The 17,368-nt window shown below is 63.6% G+C and carries 21 protein-coding genes; 6 read left to right on the forward strand and 15 right to left on the reverse strand.

All coding sequences use genetic code 11. The annotated features are described in order from the left end of the window. Window positions 1-141: 141 nt before the first annotated feature. From pal to rcdA, 11 genes are all read right to left on the reverse strand, one after another. Window positions 142-645, reverse strand: coding sequence for a peptidoglycan-associated lipoprotein Pal (gene pal, locus HNR59_RS02090; RefSeq protein ID WP_183825286.1), 504 nt, complete (start codon window positions 643-645; stop codon window positions 142-144). Window positions 646-910: 265 nt separating this feature from the next. After that, on the reverse strand, window positions 911-2,224 hold the full coding sequence (tolB, locus tag HNR59_RS02095; protein ID WP_183825288.1) for a Tol-Pal system beta propeller repeat protein TolB: 1,314 nt from the start codon (window positions 2,222-2,224) through the stop codon (window positions 911-913). Between the two features lie 31 nt (window positions 2,225-2,255). Further along, the gene (locus HNR59_RS02100; protein WP_183825291.1) at window positions 2,256-3,374 is read right to left on the reverse strand and encodes a hypothetical protein; all 1,119 of its coding nucleotides are present in this window, start codon (window positions 3,372-3,374) and stop codon (window positions 2,256-2,258) included. 2 nt (window positions 3,375-3,376) lie between these two features. After that, window positions 3,377-3,829 (reverse strand): protein TolR, encoded by a 453-nt coding sequence (gene tolR, locus HNR59_RS02105; RefSeq protein ID WP_183825294.1) that lies wholly within the window; start codon window positions 3,827-3,829, stop codon window positions 3,377-3,379. A 45-nt stretch (window positions 3,830-3,874) separates the two neighbouring features. Beyond that, window positions 3,875-4,582, reverse strand: coding sequence for a protein TolQ (tolQ, locus tag HNR59_RS02110; protein WP_183825297.1), 708 nt, complete (start codon window positions 4,580-4,582; stop codon window positions 3,875-3,877). Between the two features lie 493 nt (window positions 4,583-5,075). Next, window positions 5,076-5,546 carry a tol-pal system-associated acyl-CoA thioesterase gene (ybgC, locus tag HNR59_RS02115; RefSeq protein WP_183825300.1) on the reverse strand — a complete coding sequence of 157 codons (471 nt, stop codon included), beginning with the start codon at window positions 5,544-5,546 and terminating at the stop codon, window positions 5,076-5,078. Between the two features lie 20 nt (window positions 5,547-5,566). Beyond that, the gene (locus HNR59_RS02120; protein WP_183825303.1) at window positions 5,567-6,064 is read right to left on the reverse strand and encodes an NUDIX hydrolase; all 498 of its coding nucleotides are present in this window, start codon (window positions 6,062-6,064) and stop codon (window positions 5,567-5,569) included. Beyond that, window positions 6,061-7,098, reverse strand: coding sequence for a Holliday junction branch migration DNA helicase RuvB (ruvB, locus tag HNR59_RS02125; protein ID WP_183825306.1), 1,038 nt, complete (start codon window positions 7,096-7,098; stop codon window positions 6,061-6,063). Before ruvB ends, HNR59_RS02120 begins: the two co-directional genes overlap by 4 nt. Window positions 7,099-7,141: 43 nt before the next feature. Then, a complete protein-coding gene (gene ruvA / locus HNR59_RS02130) occupies window positions 7,142-7,762 on the reverse strand; it encodes a Holliday junction branch migration protein RuvA (RefSeq protein ID WP_183825309.1) in 621 nt (206 codons plus the stop codon). 18 nt (window positions 7,763-7,780) lie between these two features. Beyond that, window positions 7,781-8,290: a crossover junction endodeoxyribonuclease RuvC gene (gene ruvC / locus HNR59_RS02135; RefSeq protein WP_183825312.1), complete on the reverse strand. Its 510-nt coding sequence runs from the start codon at window positions 8,288-8,290 to the stop codon at window positions 7,781-7,783. A 70-nt stretch (window positions 8,291-8,360) separates the two neighbouring features. Beyond that, entirely contained in the window at window positions 8,361-8,882 is a 522-nt protein-coding gene (gene rcdA, locus HNR59_RS02140; RefSeq protein WP_183825315.1) for a protease adaptor protein RcdA, read from the reverse strand. 492 nt (window positions 8,883-9,374) lie between these two features. Between rcdA and HNR59_RS02145 the strand changes: the two genes are divergently transcribed. The 3 genes from HNR59_RS02145 (at window position 9,375) to HNR59_RS02155 (ending at window position 11,993) form a co-directional block, all read left to right on the forward strand. Next, the gene (locus HNR59_RS02145) at window positions 9,375-10,022 is read left to right on the forward strand and encodes a thiamine phosphate synthase (protein ID WP_183825318.1); all 648 of its coding nucleotides are present in this window, start codon (window positions 9,375-9,377) and stop codon (window positions 10,020-10,022) included. 3 nt (window positions 10,023-10,025) lie between these two features. Then, window positions 10,026-11,048 (forward strand): tetratricopeptide repeat protein, encoded by a 1,023-nt coding sequence (locus HNR59_RS02150; protein ID WP_246374457.1) that lies wholly within the window; start codon window positions 10,026-10,028, stop codon window positions 11,046-11,048. Window positions 11,049-11,192: 144 nt separating this feature from the next. Continuing rightward, window positions 11,193-11,993 (forward strand): inositol monophosphatase family protein, encoded by an 801-nt coding sequence (locus tag HNR59_RS02155; protein ID WP_183825321.1) that lies wholly within the window; start codon window positions 11,193-11,195, stop codon window positions 11,991-11,993. Here HNR59_RS02155 and HNR59_RS02160 read toward each other — a convergent pair. After that, window positions 11,985-12,971, reverse strand: coding sequence for an acyltransferase family protein (locus HNR59_RS02160; protein WP_183825324.1), 987 nt, complete (start codon window positions 12,969-12,971; stop codon window positions 11,985-11,987). The genes HNR59_RS02155 and HNR59_RS02160 overlap by 9 nt on opposite strands. A 198-nt stretch (window positions 12,972-13,169) precedes the next feature. Between HNR59_RS02160 and HNR59_RS02165 the strand changes: the two genes are divergently transcribed. From HNR59_RS02165 to HNR59_RS02175, 3 genes are all read left to right on the forward strand, one after another. Beyond that, window positions 13,170-14,198 (forward strand): MotA/TolQ/ExbB proton channel family protein, encoded by a 1,029-nt coding sequence (locus HNR59_RS02165; RefSeq protein WP_183825327.1) that lies wholly within the window; start codon window positions 13,170-13,172, stop codon window positions 14,196-14,198. 1 nt (window position 14,199) lies between these two features. Then, window positions 14,200-15,231 (forward strand): peptidoglycan -binding protein, encoded by a 1,032-nt coding sequence (locus HNR59_RS02170; RefSeq protein ID WP_183825330.1) that lies wholly within the window; start codon window positions 14,200-14,202, stop codon window positions 15,229-15,231. Between the two features lie 195 nt (window positions 15,232-15,426). Next, window positions 15,427-15,792 carry a hypothetical protein gene (locus HNR59_RS02175; RefSeq protein ID WP_183825332.1) on the forward strand — a complete coding sequence of 122 codons (366 nt, stop codon included), beginning with the start codon at window positions 15,427-15,429 and terminating at the stop codon, window positions 15,790-15,792. Window positions 15,793-15,958: 166 nt separating this feature from the next. On the opposite strand, the gene HNR59_RS02180 is transcribed toward HNR59_RS02175, so the two are convergent. The 3 genes from HNR59_RS02180 to HNR59_RS02190 are packed head-to-tail and all read right to left on the reverse strand — an operon-like array spanning window position 15,959 to window position 17,312. Then, the gene (locus HNR59_RS02180) at window positions 15,959-16,582 is read right to left on the reverse strand and encodes an ATP-dependent Clp protease proteolytic subunit (protein ID WP_183825335.1); all 624 of its coding nucleotides are present in this window, start codon (window positions 16,580-16,582) and stop codon (window positions 15,959-15,961) included. 44 nt (window positions 16,583-16,626) lie between these two features. After that, the gene (locus HNR59_RS02185) at window positions 16,627-16,983 is read right to left on the reverse strand and encodes an SRPBCC family protein (protein ID WP_183825338.1); all 357 of its coding nucleotides are present in this window, start codon (window positions 16,981-16,983) and stop codon (window positions 16,627-16,629) included. Then, window positions 16,980-17,312, reverse strand: a complete 333-nt coding sequence (locus HNR59_RS02190) for a metalloregulator ArsR/SmtB family transcription factor (RefSeq protein WP_183831264.1) — start codon at window positions 17,310-17,312, stop codon at window positions 16,980-16,982. The genes HNR59_RS02185 and HNR59_RS02190 overlap by 4 nt, the downstream gene beginning before the upstream one ends. Window positions 17,313-17,368 lie beyond the last annotated feature (56 nt).

A 17,368-nucleotide genomic window follows, 5' to 3' on the forward strand; every position in this document is an offset into this window, starting at 1 on the left:
TGCTCTCCCGTCGAGGTCAGGAACAGCACCGTTTCTAGCAGGGCGCGAGACTTCGGCCAAATTTTGTTTGAAGCTTATTTCAATGAAAAAGGCGGCTCCGGGAGCCGCCTTTTTGTCACTTTGAAAGCCCGTGCTTCCCTATCAGGAGCCGGCGCCGCCCAGCGTGGTGACGGCGCGACGGTTCTGCGACCAGCAGGAGATGTCGTCGCAAACGGCGACCGGACGTTCCTTGCCGTAAGAGATGGTCTTGATGCGGTTGGCGGCAACGCCCTGCGACGAGAGATAGTCGCGGGTCGCGGCAGCACGGCGGGCACCGAGCGCAAGGTTGTATTCGCGGGTGCCGCGTTCGTCGGCATGGCCTTCGACAACGATCGAATACTGGCGATAACGGTTGAGCCACTGAGCCTGACGGGCCAGCGTCTGCTGAGCGTCGGCGCGGATGGACGAAGAGTCCAGATCGAAGAAGATGCGATCGCCGACATTGACGGTGAAGTCCTGCGCCGAGCCGGGCGTCGCCGCGCTGCCGCCGAGGCCGAGATCAGCTGCGTTGTTGGGGGTCTTCTTGGATGCGCAGCCGGCAAGCGCCAACGAGGCTACGAGCGCGACCATCACGGGGTTTGCTGCTAGTTTTGCGATACGGCGCATACCGCCTCTCCTTCGCATTCGAGTGACTTCGTTGATCTGCCAGTAACCACATCTCGGTTAACCGGCACTCAAAAAACACGGTTAAAATTCGGTTCACGCATCCGGCGAGCCCCCTGAATGCGCATCCCTCTCACTGGCATGCAGCCAGATGACGACAAAGAGGCGAAATCTTGTCCGCCTCCCCGTCGCGGGCTATTTTAAGCCCGTATCCGGCCGAAAAAGCCGCGAATGGAGCGCAATTGCCACGCTCCATCCTTCATCAGCTTCAGTCGAGCAACGGCGACCAGGCCGGATCGGACCCGAAATTCGGGGTTGGAATTTGCTGCTCGTTGCGCCCGGTCAGATCGACCGAATAGAGCTTAGGCCCGCCGGCACCCGGCGTTTCCTTCAGATACATGATCACCCGGCCGTTGGGCGCCCATGTCGGGCCTTCCTGGAGGAAGCCGGAGGTCAGGATACGCTCACCCGAACCGTCCGTGCGCATCACGCCGATCTGGAACTGGCCGCCCGACTGCTTGGTGAAGGCCACCAGATCGCCGCGCGGCGACCACACCGGCGTGGAATAGGTACCCTCACCGAAAGAGATGCGCGTCTGGCCCGACCCATCGGCCCCCATCACATAGATGTGAGGACGGCCGCCGCGGTCGGAGGTGAAGACGATCTTCGAGCCGTCCGGCGAATAGGAGGGCGAGGTATCGATGGCGTTGGAATTGGTGAGGCGCGTGGTGTTCCTGCTCCTCAGATCCATGGAATAGATGTTGGAGTTACCATCGTCGCGCATCAGGCTCATGATCACCCGCTGACCATCCGGCGAGAAGCGCGGCGCGAAGGTCATGCCGGGGAAATTGCCGACGAGTTCGCGCTGGCCGGTCTCAAGCTGCAGCAGATAGACGCGCGGCTGTCCGCTCTCATAGGACATGTAGGTGATTTCCTGCCGGTTCGGCGAGAAACGCGGCGTCATCACGATGGAGCGGCCATCGGAGAGGAAGCGGGCATTGGCGCCGTCCTGGTCCATGATCGCCAGCCGCTTCTTGCGCGCATTCTTGGCGCCCGATTCATCGATGAACACGACACGGGTGTCGAAGTAGCCCTTCTCGCCGGTCAGCCGCTCATAGATCGCGTCGGCGATGATATGGGCGACGCGGCGGGTATTGGCGCCGTTGGCGAAGAACTGCTCGCCCGAAAGCTGCTGTCCGGCAAAGGTGTCCCACAGCCGGTATTCGGCGCGGATGCGGCCATCGCCTTCCTTGCTGACGCGGCCGGTGACCAGCGCCTGCGCATTGATCACCTTCCAGTCGTCGAAGCGCGGGGTCTGATCGGGATTGGCGATCTTCTCGATGAAGGCGGCCTTGTCGATCGGCGCGAACAGCCCCGAGCGCTTCAGGTCCGCCTGCACGATGGAGGAGATCTCGGCGCCGAGCGCGCCACCCGCGAAATCGGTGATGGCGACGGGCAGCGGCTCGATCGTGCCCTTGTTGACGTCGATCTCCACCAGCGCGCTGGCGGGGCCGATGGCAAGCCCCGTGGCGGCGCCGGCAAGGGCTGCGACCATCATGAGCGTCTTGAGCAGTGTCTTCATGCTTTCAGCCTCATTTGTTCCAGTCCGGCGATCAGAACATGTCGCTCGGGTCAAAATTGACCACCACTTCCGACCAGCTGTCATATTTGTCGGCAGGCAGGTTGAAGGGCGCGCATTTCTGGACCGCGCGCACCGCGGATTCGGCCGCCGTGCGGCCGGGACCGGAGGCAGCGCCTCCGGCAATTATTTCCGGGCGGCCTTCCAGAACGCCGGAGCGGTCGAGCCGGAATCGCACCGAAACCTTCAGCATGCCCGCATCATCGACACCGGCCGGAATGCTCCAGCAGCCGCCGAGCTTCTGGCGCAGGGCATCCATCTCGTTCTGCGACAGGCGATTGCCGCCGGTCGTCTTCCTGCCGCCCAGCGAAGCCTGCTCCGTCGAGCGCTTGGCGCCGCCGCCGGAAGGCTTGCGCTTGTCGAGCAGCGCAGCGATCTCATCGGCGTTGAAGTCCTTTTCGTCGGACTTCTGTGCCGCCGAGCTGTCCTTCGCCGGCTTCTCGGACGGCTTGCTCTCCGAGGCTTTCGCTGTCTGTGTTTCAGCCGGCTTCGGCCGCGCCTGCGGAGCGGGTGCCCTGTCGGGCAGCGCGGACTGTTCCGTCGGCTTGTCTTCCGCCGCGATCGCTTCGGCAACGGCATCGGGCGTAACCGGCTCAGGCTTGGCCTCGGCAGGCTTCGGCTCCGCCGGCTTTGGCGCAGGTTCGGGTTCCTTCACCGGCTCGGGCTTGGGATCCGGCTTCGGCTCAGGCGGCTTGACGGGCTCAGGCTTCGGCTGCTCCACAGGCTTGGGCGGCTCGGCCGGAACCGGCTTCTCGCTCGGCGTCGGAGCGGGTGGGGGTGCGGAGGCGTTGTCGACCGGGGTCGGCTTGGGGTCGGGCGTGACCGGCTTGTCGGTATCGACCATGTTCTCGCCGACCTCGCGGGCATCGGCGACGATATCCGGCCGCTTGGTGGGCATCGGCGCCGGCTTCTCGTTCATCGGCGCCTTTTTGTCGCCCTGCTGAATCTGCGTCAGTTCCTCCAGCGGCACGATGTCGACAGGCAGCGATTCCACTTCGCTCACTTCAAAGGCGGCAGGCGCCGACAACGACACCAGCCCGAAAGCCAGCATCGCCGCATGCAGAGCCAACGATGTGGTGAGGCTCGCCTTCAAGATTACCGATCCTGTTCCTGAAGCGTGACGAGGCCAAGATTCTTGTATCCGGCCGCCGAAATGCGGGCCATGACCTGCATCACCGTGCCATAGTCGGCGGTCTTGTCGCCGCGCACATAGATGCGTTCCTCATAGCCGGTCTTGGCGATGGCTTCGAGCCGCGGCACCACCTCGTCGACGGCGATCTCGGTTTCCTGCAGATAGACCTGGCCCTTGTCGTTCACCGAAACGGTGATCGGCTGGGTGTCGGAATTCATCGGCCTGGCCTGCGTTTCCGGCAGGTCGATCGGCACGCCCACGGTGAGCAGGGGGGCTGCGACCATGAAGATGATCAGCAGCACCAGCATCACGTCCACGAAGGGCGTGACGTTGATTTCCGACATCAGCGTGTTGCGGCGGCCGCGCCTTCCGCGTCCACCTCTGGCCCCGCCGCCCGTACCTACTGACATTCCCATTTAAAAAACCTCAGACTGCCCCGTTGCGCGATCAGATCTCACCGGTCAGGACCGGGCGACCTTCTCATCGATTTGGCGCGAGAGTATGGCGGAGAACTCGTCGGCGAAGCCCTCCATGCGTCCGGCGAGCTTGCCCGCATCCGATGAAAGCTTGTTGTAGGCGATGACGGCGGGAATGGCCGCCATCAGGCCGATGGCCGTTGCCAGGAGCGCTTCCGCGATACCCGGTGCCACCACGGCAAGGCTGGTCGATTTGGAGCCGGCGATTGCCTGGAACGAGGTCATGATGCCGATGACCGTGCCGAACAGGCCGATGAAGGGCGCGGCGGAACCGATGGTGGCGAGGAAGCCGAGATTGCCCTCAAGCCGTTCCATCTCGCGGGTCAGGGCAAGGTCCATGGCCTTATCGATGCGCATCTGCAGGCCGTGCGGCGACTTGGCGCCCTTCTCGAAGCTCTTCTTCCATTCGCGCATGGCGGCAACGAAGATCGAGCCCATGCCGCTGGTCTTGCGGTCGGAGAGGGTGCGATAGAGTTCTTCCAGCGACTGGCCGGACCAGAATATCTGCTCGAAACGATTGAGCGCCGAGCGCATGCGGCCATAGGAGACGATCTTTTCGAAGATGATCGCCCACGTCCACACCGATGCGCCGAGCAGGCCGATCATGACCAGCTTGACCACCCAGTTGGCCTGCATGAACAGGGCCCAGATCGACAGATTCGCCGCCGGTTCGGCAAGAGCGATATTTTCCATCCAAACGTTCCTTAAAACTTCACGGGCGCTGGGCGTCCGCCGGCCCACGACGCTTTAACCCTTCATGGTCCAGCGCGCCGAACCCCGCCGCAAATGCCTGCGATCAGCGCCGTTTGCGGCCTTGTCGCGGCAAATGTTGGTAAAAGGAAGGCGCGCCGATTCCTTCGATTTTCATCGAAACCTTCATGAACCGTTATGGTTAAGGATGCGTTAGAGCATCGGACCGAAAAGTGGAATCCGGTTTTCGGTTATTCCGATGCTCCACCAATAATTCAGATCGCCGTGCGTCCGAATGGACGCACGGCGATCTGAAACAACGCCGTTTCCGGCACGACAGGATCTCTTTTTCTCATGCCGGGTTTCCGGCACGATCTTGCCTGAAATGGCGGCCGGTTTTCGGAATGTTGTTCTCAGGCGCAAGATGCGCTGCGCAGATCAGCCGATATTTTCTGTGGTGCCGGCGGAACATTTGTGCCCACCGGCCGCGGATTTTTCAGGATTTCGGCATGAAGGCCGCGATCCAATCTTTCGGAAACCGGCGCGGACGGCCGTTCTCGCCGATGATGGCAGCCTCCACCCGCGCCTCCACCAGCAGTTCCTCGCCCCGCCTGAGCTGCTGGGCCATGGTGATACGCGCGCCCGACACGTCTACCGTGCGGGTCTCCACCGTCAGCATGTCGTCGATGCGGGCGGGCGCGCGGAAATCGATCTCCATGCGCCGCACGATCCAGACGATCTTTTCTCCGCCTTCACCGGCAGCAAGCGCCGTGTGATGAACGCCGACCAGTCGCAGGAAGTCCGAACGCCCACGCTCGAAAAACTCCAGATAGCGCGCATGATAGACGACGCCGGAGAAATCGGTATCGGCATAGTAGACGCGCGCCAGCAGCCGGTGGCCGAATTCCGTGAGCTCTCCGGAAAGGGCTGCTTCCTGTGCCGCAAGTGACGGTCTTTGGCTGGTCATTGCCTCACCTTTCTGTCGGTTCATCCGTACCACACCACATGCTGCGTCGCGGAAAATGGCTCGCAGAGCCTCTCCTGCAGGAAGACAGGCAGCAGCGGCAAGCCTGCCAGAACAGTCCGGCTCAGTTCCACCCAGCGGAATTCCAGCATTGTGCCGCCATCCTCGACGCGGTGCACGATCTCCTCGCAGGAGAAGGGGAACGCCTCCGGCAGATCCATGGCGTAATAAAAGGCAAGTTCATGACATTCCTTGCCTGACAGCCCGAAGAAATTCTCCACTGTCCACAACAGCGCGCCGATGGCCGGCTCAACCCCAAGTTCCTCGCGCATTTCGCGCGCCAGCGCGGCCACCGTCGTCTCGCCGATCTCCACCCGGCCGCCCGGCAGAACCCAGAAATCGTCCGCCTCGGCGCGGTGGACAAGCAGATGCCCGTCGCGCAGCGCAACGCCCGCAACCCTGAAGTTGAACCGCCGGGCGCCATGGTCCAGCGTCACCATCCTGCGCGGGGCGGTGGTCATTCGTCCTCGAACAGGCCGATCTGCTGCTGGGTGATGTCGCGCGGCGCTTCCAGCCCCAGATGCCGCCAGGCATTGGCGGTCAGCACGCGCCCGCGCGGCGTGCGCTGGATGAAGCCCTGCTGAATCAGATAGGGCTCGATGATGTCCTCGATGGCGTCGCGCGGCTCCGAAAGGGCTGCCGCGATGGTCTCGATGCCGACCGGGCCGCCGCCGAAATTGCCGGCGATCATGGTCAGGTAGCGGCGGTCGAGCGCATCAAGGCCGAGGCCGTCGACTTCCAGCCGCAGCAGCGCTTCATCCGCGATCCTGCGGTTGACCGTTTCCGCCCCGGCCACCGTCGCGAAATCGCGCACCCGTCGCAGAAGCCGCCCGGCGATGCGCGGCGTGCCCCGCGCCCGGCGCGCGATCTCGACAGCGCCGTCGTCGCTCATCGGCAGGTTGAGCAGGCGCGCGCCACGCCGCACGATCAGCTCCAGCTCGTCGACCGTGTAGAAATTGAGCCGCACCGGAATGCCGAAACGGTCGCGCAGCGGATTGGTGAGCAGGCCGAGCCGCGTCGTCGCCGCCACCAGCGTGAACCGGGCGAGGTCGATCTTGACCGAGCGCGCCGCCGGTCCCTCGCCGATGATCAGGTCGAGCTGGAAATCCTCCATCGCCGGATAGAGGATTTCCTCCACCGCCGGGCTGAGGCGATGGATCTCGTCGATGAACAGCACGTCGCGGTCTTCGAGATTGGTGAGCAACGCCGCCAGATCGCCGGCCTTGGCGATAACAGGGCCGGAGGTAGAGCGGAAATTGACGCCCATCTCGCGCGCCATGATCTGGGCAAGCGTAGTCTTGCCCAATCCTGGCGGGCCGACGAACAGCACATGGTCAAGCGCGTCGCCACGCCCCCTCGCCGCCTCGATGAACACTTTCAGGTTGGCGCGCGCCGCCGCCTGCCCGACGAAATCGTCAAGCGTTTGCGGCCGCAGCGTCTGCTCGGCATCCTCGCCCCGCTTTTCGGAGGAGATCAGGCGATCATCGGAACTCATGATGCCGTCCTGCCATGACGCGATGTCGGGAACAAGTCAGCGATCACCGTGCCAGTTCCTTCAGGCCAAGACGGATGAGCTTTGCCGAATCGGCGTCTTCGCCGGCGGATTTCAGCGCGGCGGCCACCGCATTGGCGGCAATGTCGCGCCCGTAGCCGAGATTGACCAGCGCCGAAACCGCGTCGGCAATCGGCGCAGGCGCCAAGCCCTCGCCCAGTTCCTGCTTGAGCCCGATGGTGCCGGCGGCCTCGCCGGCAAAGGCAGGCGCCTTGTTCTTCAGTTCGGTGACGATGCGTTCCGCCACCTTCTTGCCGACGCCGGGGGCGCGGCTGACCATGGCGATGTCGCGCAGCGCGATGGCGTTGGCCAGATCCGAAGGGCTGAGCGTCGACAGGACCGACATCGCCACCTTGGCGCCGACGCCCGGCACATGCGTGGACAGCAGCCGGAACCAGTCGCGCTCCAGCGCCGAGCTGAACCCGAACAGGCGGATCATGTCCTCGCGCACCACCGTTTCGATGAACAGCACGACCGCCTCGCCCGGCCCTGACATAGAGGCCAGCGTGCGCGCCGAGCAGAAGGCGACATAGCCGACGCCATGCACATCGACGACGCAATGATCCTCGCCGATCTCGTCCAGCGTGCCCTTCAGCTTGCCGATCATGATCCCCGCCCGTCCCTGCTATGCAATCTGCTTCAGCCTGTATGCCACGCTTTGCCGGTGATGGGCATGGCAGATGGCGATGGCGAGCGCATCGGCCGCATCATGGGTGTCGAACACCGCCTTGGGCATCAGCACCTTGACCATCATGTGGATCTGCTTCTTGTCGCCATGGCCGACGCCAATTACCGCTTTCTTGACCGCATTGGGCGCATATTCGGCGACCGGCAGGCCGGCCAGCGCCGGCACCAGCATGGCAATGCCACGCGCCTGCCCGAGCTTCAGCGTCGCCGTTGCGTCCTTGTTGACGAAGGTCTGCTCCACGGCCGCCTCATGCGGCATGGCCTCATGCAGAATTTTCGACAGTCCGTCATGAAGCTGGCACAGACGCGACGCGAGCGTCGCCTTGTCATCCGAGCACACGGAACCGGAGGCGACGAAGCGCAGCGAATTGCCGAGGCTTTCGACAATGCCCCAGCCGGTGCGTCGCAGCCCCGGGTCGATGCCGATGATCCGAATCATTTCCGCCATGATTGCCCACTCTATTCACCGGCGGCAGACTTGCCAGCGAAATGTGAACAAACCAGAAACGAAAAGCGCGTCAGCCGCGCGCGAAGGCCGTGTTGAGCAGCGATATCTGGTCGAACACCGGGCTGCCGCGCTCAAGACCCTGCGGCAGCGCATCGCCATAGACTTCCTCGTCCATGCGCCGCACCAGCGATTGCAGGCGCAACGAGCGGCGCACCAGATCGACGAACTCGACCGGCAGCTCGCTCCAGCCTTCCGCATCCTCGTGCGCCGAGACGGTGTCGAGACGCACCTTCGCCTTTTCGGCGGCCACCTGATCGCGCGTCATCTCGCCGGAATTGGCGGCGCGCTGGAGCAGCAGCCAGGAGGCGATCTGCATGAGGCGCGTGGTCAGCCGCATCGATTCGGCCGCATAAAGGGTCGCGGCCAGCCGGGTCAGCTTCTTCGCCTCGGTGCGCCCGCGCGAATCCAGATATTCGGCGGCCTGTTCAACCAGCCCCATGCCTTCATTGTACAGCGGCTGGAAGGATTGCGAGAAAATGCGGCGCTCGGCCAGCCTGATCGTGTTCCCGCTTTCCTGTGAAGATCGATTCATGATGCACCCTGGTCACCTGCAGAAGCGATTCGCCCCTGCAGCATGACTGCCACCCTATAAGGCTTCCGAGCCGGAAAATGCGCTTCAGAGCTTCGCAAGGCAAGCTTATACTTAATAAAGGGTTAATATGAACAGGCTGCGTGCCAAAATCGGCACACCGGCCATTCCCGCGCCTGAGAAGAAAAAAAGAGCCGCGGGTAAGGCGGCTCTCAGAAGTTAACAGGGAGGCGTCAAACAAAGTGGCTCCAACCACTCGGTAAGAATCCAGATCACTGGATGCACATAGTAAACAGCTGTAAAGCTTAATGCCCGGTTAACAGGGCCCGGATTTCTGCTCGAGAACCCCTTCCGCAGCGGTACTGCGGGCTTGTATTTCAGCGTCTTCGCAATCGTATTGCCTCAGGCAGCGACCTGTTCAAGACAGCTGCTTTGCTCTATGCCCCATTGCCACCAATTTCGCCCTGCATAGGGCAGATCGAAACCGGATACGCCATGAACACCCAATCGCCTCCCGAACGCTGCCGTCTTGTCCTGATCGCCATGCCCGGCACCGATGCCGGACGGCTTCAGGCTGCACTTGAAGGCGGCGATGTGGCGTCGGTGATCTTCGTGCAGGGAACGCTCGACGATTCCGCATTTCAGCGCGTCGCCGCAGACCTCGTGCCAGTCGCCCAGACTGCAGGCGCCGCCGCCGTAATCGCCGGCGACAGCCGCGTGGCCGACCGGGTAAAGGCGGATGGCGTTCATGTCGAAGCAGCTCCTGCGGAACTCGCCGACACGATCGAACGCCTGCAGGAGCGCATGATGGTCGGCACCGGCGGGGTCAAGACGCGCGATGCCGCGCTGGAGCTTGGCGAGGCTGGTCCCGACTACATGTTCTTCGGCCGTTTCGGCTATGACAATGACCCGGTGCCTCATCCGCGCAATCTGGGCCTTGGCGCATGGTGGGCGGAGATGGTGGAAATTCCCTGCATCGTGATGGGCGGTTCCGAAATCGCTTCGGTGACGGAAGTGGCCGCGACCGGGGCCGAATTCGTGGCGCTGTCCGCCGCCATCTTCGCCGAAGGCGCTGATCCGCGTGCGGCTGTCGCAGAAATCAACGCATTGCTCGACGCCAACGCGCCGCGCTTCGGGGAATGAACCATGGCAAGGTGTGTGGCACTGGCTGTGATGATCTTCTGCGCAGGCCACGTCGCCGCGCACGCGGCCGAGACGCCGGCCGACGCCGCTTCCACCCATGAAACCACCGGCAAGGTGGATGAAACCGCCAAAGGCGACCGCCAGCTGCCGCAACCTGCCGACGACAAGGCCGTCTTGCCCGCTCTCGATCCGGCCCGCTTCGGCAAGCTGACCGACGATGCCTATGGCGCCTATCAGCGCGGCCTCTACCAGACCGCCTACAACCTGGCCCTGCCCCGGGCGCAAAACGGCGACCCGGCCGCCCAGACGCTGGTGGCGGAACTGCTGGCACGCGGAATGGGCGTTCCCCTCAACGCCAAGGAAGCCGCGAAATGGTATGCGGCCGCGGCCGAACGCGGCATCCCGGAGGCGCAGTTCCAGTATGCGCTGATGCTGCTTGACGGCGACTTCGTGCCAAAGGATGAAAAGCAGGCTCATGCGCTGATGCAGGCGGCGGCCGAGGCCGGCAATGCGCTCGCCCAGTTCAATTTCGCCCAGCTTCTGGTGAAGGAAAATCCGGGCGATCTCTCCCGCGCGGTGACCTATTACGAGCGCGCTGCGGAAGCCGGCCTTGCCGATGCGCAATATGCGCTGGCGCAGGCCTACGCCAACGGTGTGGGCGGCAAGGCGCATGACGATGCGAAAGCCCGCAGCTTCCTCGAAAAGGCCGCGCGTCAGAATTTCGACACCGCCCAGCTCGACCTTGCGCAATGGCTGATCGACGGTCGCGGCGGCGAGCGCGACTACAAGGAAGGCTTCGGCTGGATGCTGGTAGCTGCGCGCGGCGGCAATGTCGCCGCCCAGAACCGGCTGGCCAAGCTCTATGTCGCCGCCCTCGGCACCGATCCCGACCCGATCCTCGCCGCCGGCTGGTACATCGTTGCACGCCGCGCCGGGCTCATCGACCGCGAGATGGAAGACTATCTCGAAGGCCTGACCGATGAGCAGATGAAGCAAGCGGTGCAGAAGGCCAACCGCCTGCCCTGATGCCCGCCATTAGGCCCTGATGCGGGCGACGAACCCACTGCGACGGCCTTTCTCTTGCTTCGGAACGCGATTTGTGGTCTTGGGAACGCCAATCGCACGCCCCTTTGCCGGCGCCCATTCCACAGATCCGGAGACCTCACAGACATGGCCCGCTCCGCCATATTAAACGTCATGGTTCAGGCTGCCATGAAGGCCGGCCGCTCGCTTTCGCGCGATTTCGGCGAGGTGCAGAACCTGCAGGTCTCGCTCAAGGGCCCGGGTGACTATGTCAGCCAGGCCGACCGCAAGGCCGAAGACATCATCTACACCGAGCTTGCCAAGGCCCGCCCCGGCTACGGCTTCCTGATGGAAGAACGCGGCGCGGTGGCCGGCGACGACGACCAGCACCGCTGGATCGTCGATCCGCTCGATGGCACCACCAACTTCCTTCACGGAATCCCGATCTTCTCCATCTCGATCGCGCTGGAGCGTCAGGGCCAGCTCGTCGCCGCCGTCATCTACAACCCGGCCATGGATGAGCTCTACACCGCCGAGCGCGGCGGCGGAGCCTTCATGAACGACCGCCGGCTGCGCGTCGCCGCCCGCACGAAGCTCTCGGATGCCGTTGTCGGCTGCGGCATTCCGCATCTGGGTCGCGGCCATCACGGCAACTTCCTTGTCGAGCTGCGAAACGTCATGAACGAAGTGGCGGGCGTGCGCCGTATGGGCTCCGCTGCCCTCGACCTTGCCTATGTGGCGGCGGGACGCATGGACGGCTACTGGGAAACCGGCCTTTCGGCATGGGACATCGCCGCCGGCCTTCTGCTGGTGCGCGAGGCGGGCGGCTTCGCCTCCGAACCGGATGGCGGTCAGGACATGCTCGACAGCGGCAATGTCGTCGCCGGCAACGAGACCATCCACCGCGCGCTGGTCAAAACGCTTTCAAGGCCCGTCTCGTCACGCTGACACCATCCGGCTCCATGCGGCCTGCGGCGGGCTGAACAGCCGCCGCATCGGCCCGTCTGCCGGCGCGGTCGCCAGCGCCACCAGCACCGACAGTGTTGCCAGCACTGGCAGGAGCAGAACCTGCGGGATGAGTGCCGGCGCGCCGGAAGCCACGAACGCCATCACCACCAGCCCGTGGAGCAGATAGATGGCCAGCGAGCGCTCGCCAAGCCAGCCGAGCATCGCCGCCCGCGCCGGCACCAGAGCCGCGAAACCCACAGCCGCCGAACCGCCCAGCGCCATCAGGCCAAGACGCGCGATCGCCGGATAATCGGCGTCGGCGGCACCGCTGGCATAGGCGCGGCTGCCGGTGAGCGCACCGGCATTGAGACCCAGCTTCCACCAGAAAAGCACGGCACCCACACTGCCGACAAACATCAGCGCGAAGGCAACCGGGCGCTGTCGCGCGGCAGCGACGAGCTGGGCGCCATAAAGATGGCCGAGCACGAAGAAGGGCAGGAAGTAGAGCGTGCGGGAGAGGCTCAGCGTATAGCCGATGCCATCGTCATATCCGGCCGCCACCGCCACCGCCACGGCCGCCACCAGACCCGCCGGCGAGGCGAACAGCGGCAGCACAAGACGCCAGATGACCATGCTGGCGATGAACCACAGCAGCCAATAAGGCGTGAGCAGCGAATATTCATACCAGCCCGTCAGCCGGCTGGCGCCGATATAGACAAGCTGGAAGACGGCCAGCGGCAGGATCAGTGTCCACACGATCTTGCGATAGTCGCGCCCTTCAAGCCTGTTACGGGCGAACATGCCGGACAGAAAAATGAAAAGCGGCATATGAAAACTGTAGATGCCGACATAGATCGCATGCAACAATTCAGAATCTGACGACGGCTTCTCGATCAGATGTCCGAAGACGACAAGAAGTATTCCAGCACCCCTTAGGGCATCGATATGGCTGTTTCTGTATATATTTACTGGATTCATGAGTGACGGCACGCATCCGTGTCTTTTCTCTCGAAAGCCCCTCCCGCCATCACCGATTCGACTGCTTCAGCATAATTTGGAGATGGGCGAGAGTGTGGCACGGCCGCATAATCCTCTCATCTCGACGGCGCGGCTTCCAATTTCGCCGCAAATCCGATTAGAGTTGCCGCCAGCGCGCAGAAACGAAATGGAAGACGGATGGCCCTGCTCAGATCGTTCGGCATAGGCGGCGGCTCGGATGTGCTGAGCTATGATCCCCACAAGCTTTCCAGCCCGCAGGTGTTCCTGCTCACCATGGTCATCTTTCTGGGACTGGTCGGCTTCATCGCCATCATCCTGTCCCGCCAGATCCACTCGGCCTTTTCCACGAATCCCGGCCTGAACGGCCTGATCCTCGGCGTGCTCATCGTCGGCATTTTGCTCGCCTTCGCGCAGGTCGGCCGCCTGTTTCGCGAGGTTCGGTGGGTGAACTCCTTCCGCGCCGGCGTGGAAGCCACCGACCCCGTCCTGCTGGCGCCGATGAAGGCGATGCTTGGCCGTTCGTCGGCGATCGCCGTCTCCACCAGTTCCATGCGCACAATGCTGGATTCGATCGCCACCCGCCTCGACGAAACCCGCGACACCTCGCGCTACCTCGTCGGCCTGCTGGTGTTTCTCGGCCTGCTCGGCACCTTCTGGGGCCTCCTGGAAACCATCGGATCGATCAGCGACACCATCCAGTCGCTCGATCCCGGCACCGGCGACTCGGCCTCGGTTCTGGAAGCGCTGAAGCAGGGCCTTTCCGCGCCGCTGTCCGGCATGGGCACGGCCTTTTCCTCCTCGCTGTTCGGCCTCTCCGGCTCGCTGGTTCTGGGCTTCCTCGACCTTCAGGCCGGCCGCGCGCAGAACCGTTTCTACACCGAGCTGGAGAACTGGCTCTCCTCGGTCACGGACCTCTCCTCCGACCTGGCCGGCCCCGAAAACGGACGCAGCGCCGGCACCACGGACGAGCTTCGCTCTCTGTCTGAGCGGCTGCGCTCCCTGCAGGAAAGCAACGGCTCCAACCCACGCACGGCAGCCGCCATGGCCAATCTGGCCGACGGCATTGCCGGGCTGGTCAAGAACATGCGCTCCGAACAGCAGATCATGCGCGACTGGGTGGAAGCCCAGTCCGACGAGCAGCGCGCCATGCGCGAAACGCTGGAGAAGATCGCCTCCGCCCTCGACACACAGAAGGGAGTGAAGTGAGGTGGCTCTGGGGCGCGGACGCCGCAGCTATCGCCATATCGACTACTGGCCGGGCTTCGTCGATGCGCTGTCGACGCTGCTGCTCGCCATCATGTTCCTGCTTTCGGTGTTCGTGCTGGCGCAGTTCCTGCTGAGCCGCGAAATTTCCGGCAAGGACGAAGCGCTCAACCGCCTCAATGCGCAGATCAACGAGCTGACCCAGTTGCTCGCTCTGGAAAAGGGCAACACGCAGGACGCGCAGGATGCGCTGGCCAACCTGCAGGCTTCCCTGTCCGCGGCAGAGGCCGAAAAGAGCCGGCTTGAGCAACTGCTGGCCGCCGGGACAGGAGCCGGAAGCGCCGCCACCGCCCGCGCTGACAAGCTGGAGGGCGAACTCGACAGCGAGCGCCAGATCAGCCAGCGCGCGCTGTCGCAGGTGGAACTGCTCAACCAGCAGATTTCGGCCTTGCGCCGCCAGATCGCCGCCCTTGAACAGGCGCTCGACGCTTCGGAAGCGCGCGACCGCGAATCCAACACCAAGATCGCCGATCTCGGCCGGCGGCTGAACGTTGCGCTCGCCCAGCGCGTGCAGGAGCTGAACCGCTACCGCTCCGATTTCTTCGGCCGCCTGCGCGAGATCCTCGCTGACCGCGAGAACATCCGCATCGTCGGCGACCGCTTCGTGTTCCAGTCGGAAGTGTTGTTCCCGCTGGGCTCCGACCAGATCAACGAGGCCGGTCAGGGCGAGATGAAGAAGCTCGCGGATGCCATCATCGAGTTGCAGAAGGAAATCCCGCCCGAGATCAACTGGGTGCTGCGCGTCGACGGCCACACCGACGACCGGCCGCTCTCCGGCACCGGCCGCTTCCGCGACAACTGGGAGCTTTCCGCCTCACGCGCCATCTCCGTGGTCAAGTTCCTGATCGTCAACGGCGTACCCGCCAACCGGCTGGTCGCCGCAGGCTTCGGCGAATACCAGCCGCTCGACGAAGGCGACACACAGGAAGCGCGTGACCGCAACCGCCGCATCGAACTGAAGCTCACCGAGCGGTAACACTCCCGATTAGAGCGTGAAATGCGGCCGGCAAGCGCGGCCAACATTATCTTTTTTTAATTTTTGTTTGCCGGCATCCGGTCCTAGCCTGCTCGCGGATCGGGAACTGCCGGTGGCTTTCAATGCCGCGACGCGACGGAACCGGACGATCCGCTCAGAGAAATCATGTTTCTCTTCAGAAAAGGAGACGCCGAGATGCGCTCTTTGTCTTACACCACCCTCGCCCTCACTGCCGCCCTTGCCGCCGCGCCGCTGACCGGTGCCTTTGCATCGGCGGATGACGCAGCGCCGGGATTGCCCGCTGTCACCGCACAGACAGGCACGGCCAGGGTCATCCTCGACCAGCTCGGCAGCGTCAGCGACGGCATCAACGCGGCCCTCGCAGACAATGTCATCAGCCCGGATCAGGCCAGAACGCTGCGCGCCGACGCGCGCAGCATCCGCAAGGACACCATGGCGCTGGCCGCTTCCGACCATGGCCAGATTCCGACGGCGCAATATCATCAGCTGCTTGGCCGGGTTCAGGGCATTTCCTATCAGGTAAACCCGATCATCTACTAGAGCAATTCCAGCAAAAGTGCGTAGCGGTTTTGCGCCCTGAATTGCGTAGAAACAAAGAGATAGAGCATTGCAGGTGATCCTCTTTTCACCGGGATTGCTCCAGGAAAATGCCTGCAGGGCATCCTCGGGGCGGGCCATGTGCCCGCCTCGCCCAATCAGCCGGAGATCACGCGCCGGCGCCCTGATCCGAACTCTCATCGCGTGCATGCAGGACATGGTCGATCAGGCCCCATTCCAGTCCCTCCTCCGCCGTCATGAAATGGTCGCGGTCCAGCGCCTGCTCCACTTCCGCGTAGCTGCGCCCGCAATGTTCGGCGTAAAGCTGCGTCATGCGCCGCTTGGTGCGCTGGATTTCCTCGGCATGGATGAAGATGTCGGAGGCCTGCCCCTGAAAGCCGCCGGACGGCTGGTGCACCAGGAGGCTGGCATTGGGCAGCGCCGCGCGATGGCCGGGCGCCCCCGCCATCAGCAGGAACGAACCCATGGAGCGGGCCGTGCCCATGCACAGCGTGTGCACCGGGGCGCGGATGTAGCGCATGGTGTCGTACATGGCGAGGCCGCTGGTCACCACGCCGCCCGGCGAATTGATATAGAGATGGATCGGCTTCTTCGGGTTCTCCGATTCCAGAAACAGCATCTGCGCGCAGACCAGAGCCGAAACCGTATCGTTGACCTCACCATTGAGGAAAATGATCCGTTCCCGCAGCAGGCGCGAGAAAATGTCGAACGACCGCTCTCCGCGGCTCGACTGCTCTATGACCATAGGGACGAGTTGCATCGTTTCGCGCATCGGCGAACTCCGTTTTTCAGTGATTGGGGAAGATCTGGAAAACGTCAGGCGGCGCGCATGACGGGCATTCCGTTGCTGTTGGCCGCCTGCGTGCGACTGGCCGACCGCACATCGACAAGCCGGTGGATGACGCGCAGGCTGGTGCCGCCATCCGCATTGGCGGCGATGCGGAAGGTCACCGTGCTTTCAAGAAAGGGCGGCGCGGAGTCGCGCATGCGGTAGCGCACTTCCGCGCCCGGCGTGATGGTTTCTGCCTGCGGATCGGCCAGATCCGTGCCCGGCAGCCATTGCTCGCGGAACTGCGGCAGGCTGATCGCTCGCCAGACCTTTTGCGGCGGGGCATCCAGCTCGTAAGTCTGGTCGATGCCGGCATCCTGCTCTTGTGTCGGTGCGTCGTTCATTGATCCATGTCCTTCAACAGGTCCCGCAGACCATCGATGCGCGCCGGCCAGTAATTGCGGTATTTCGCCATCCAGCGCGCCATCGCTATCAGCCCTTCGGGATCGACCTCATAGTTGACGAAGCGCCCCTGCCTTTCTTCGCGCACCAGCCGGGCGCCACGCAGTACGCCGAGATGTTGCGACATCGCCGGCTGGCTGATCGCCATGCCTTCGCGCAGCGCGCTGGCGTTCATGCTGCCGCCCGCCAGCTTCTCGAAGATCGCGCGGCGGGTGGGATCGGCCAGCGCGCGGAATATCTCATTCTCGTTCATGCCATCACATAAGCACACACTTATCTGATTCGCAAGCACCCATAACGGCCCGCATGCCGGCTCCTCTTGCCAGA

Origin of the sequence: Aquamicrobium lusatiense (genome assembly GCF_014201615.1) — a bacterium.
Lineage (GTDB): Bacteria > Pseudomonadota > Alphaproteobacteria > Rhizobiales > Rhizobiaceae > Mesorhizobium > Mesorhizobium lusatiense.

Coding starts and splice junctions, on each gene's coding strand:
- HNR59_RS02160 (WP_183825324.1), bottom strand. CDS start 12,971: ATGAATCCAGTAAATATATACAGAAACAGCCATATCGATGCCCTAAGG.
- HNR59_RS02145 (WP_183825318.1), top strand. CDS start 9,375: ATGAACACCCAATCGCCTCCCGAACGCTGCCGTCTTGTCCTGATCGCC.
- HNR59_RS02120 (WP_183825303.1), bottom strand. CDS start 6,064: ATGACCACCGCCCCGCGCAGGATGGTGACGCTGGACCATGGCGCCCGG.
- pal (WP_183825286.1), bottom strand. CDS start 645: ATGCGCCGTATCGCAAAACTAGCAGCAAACCCCGTGATGGTCGCGCTC.
- HNR59_RS02175 (WP_183825332.1), top strand. CDS start 15,427: ATGCGCTCTTTGTCTTACACCACCCTCGCCCTCACTGCCGCCCTTGCC.
- HNR59_RS02155 (WP_183825321.1), top strand. CDS start 11,193: ATGGCCCGCTCCGCCATATTAAACGTCATGGTTCAGGCTGCCATGAAG.
- ruvB (WP_183825306.1), bottom strand. CDS start 7,098: ATGAGTTCCGATGATCGCCTGATCTCCTCCGAAAAGCGGGGCGAGGAT.
- tolR (WP_183825294.1), bottom strand. CDS start 3,829: ATGGGAATGTCAGTAGGTACGGGCGGCGGGGCCAGAGGTGGACGCGGA.
- ybgC (WP_183825300.1), bottom strand. CDS start 5,546: ATGACCAGCCAAAGACCGTCACTTGCGGCACAGGAAGCAGCCCTTTCC.
- HNR59_RS02165 (WP_183825327.1), top strand. CDS start 13,170: ATGGCCCTGCTCAGATCGTTCGGCATAGGCGGCGGCTCGGATGTGCTG.
- HNR59_RS02185 (WP_183825338.1), bottom strand. CDS start 16,983: ATGAACGACGCACCGACACAAGAGCAGGATGCCGGCATCGACCAGACT.
- tolQ (WP_183825297.1), bottom strand. CDS start 4,582: ATGGAAAATATCGCTCTTGCCGAACCGGCGGCGAATCTGTCGATCTGG.
- ruvA (WP_183825309.1), bottom strand. CDS start 7,762: ATGATCGGCAAGCTGAAGGGCACGCTGGACGAGATCGGCGAGGATCAT.
- tolB (WP_183825288.1), bottom strand. CDS start 2,224: ATGAAGACACTGCTCAAGACGCTCATGATGGTCGCAGCCCTTGCCGGC.
- HNR59_RS02180 (WP_183825335.1), bottom strand. CDS start 16,582: ATGCGCGAAACGATGCAACTCGTCCCTATGGTCATAGAGCAGTCGAGC.
- HNR59_RS02150 (WP_246374457.1), top strand. CDS start 10,026: ATGGCAAGGTGTGTGGCACTGGCTGTGATGATCTTCTGCGCAGGCCAC.
- ruvC (WP_183825312.1), bottom strand. CDS start 8,290: ATGGCGGAAATGATTCGGATCATCGGCATCGACCCGGGGCTGCGACGC.
- rcdA (WP_183825315.1), bottom strand. CDS start 8,882: ATGAATCGATCTTCACAGGAAAGCGGGAACACGATCAGGCTGGCCGAG.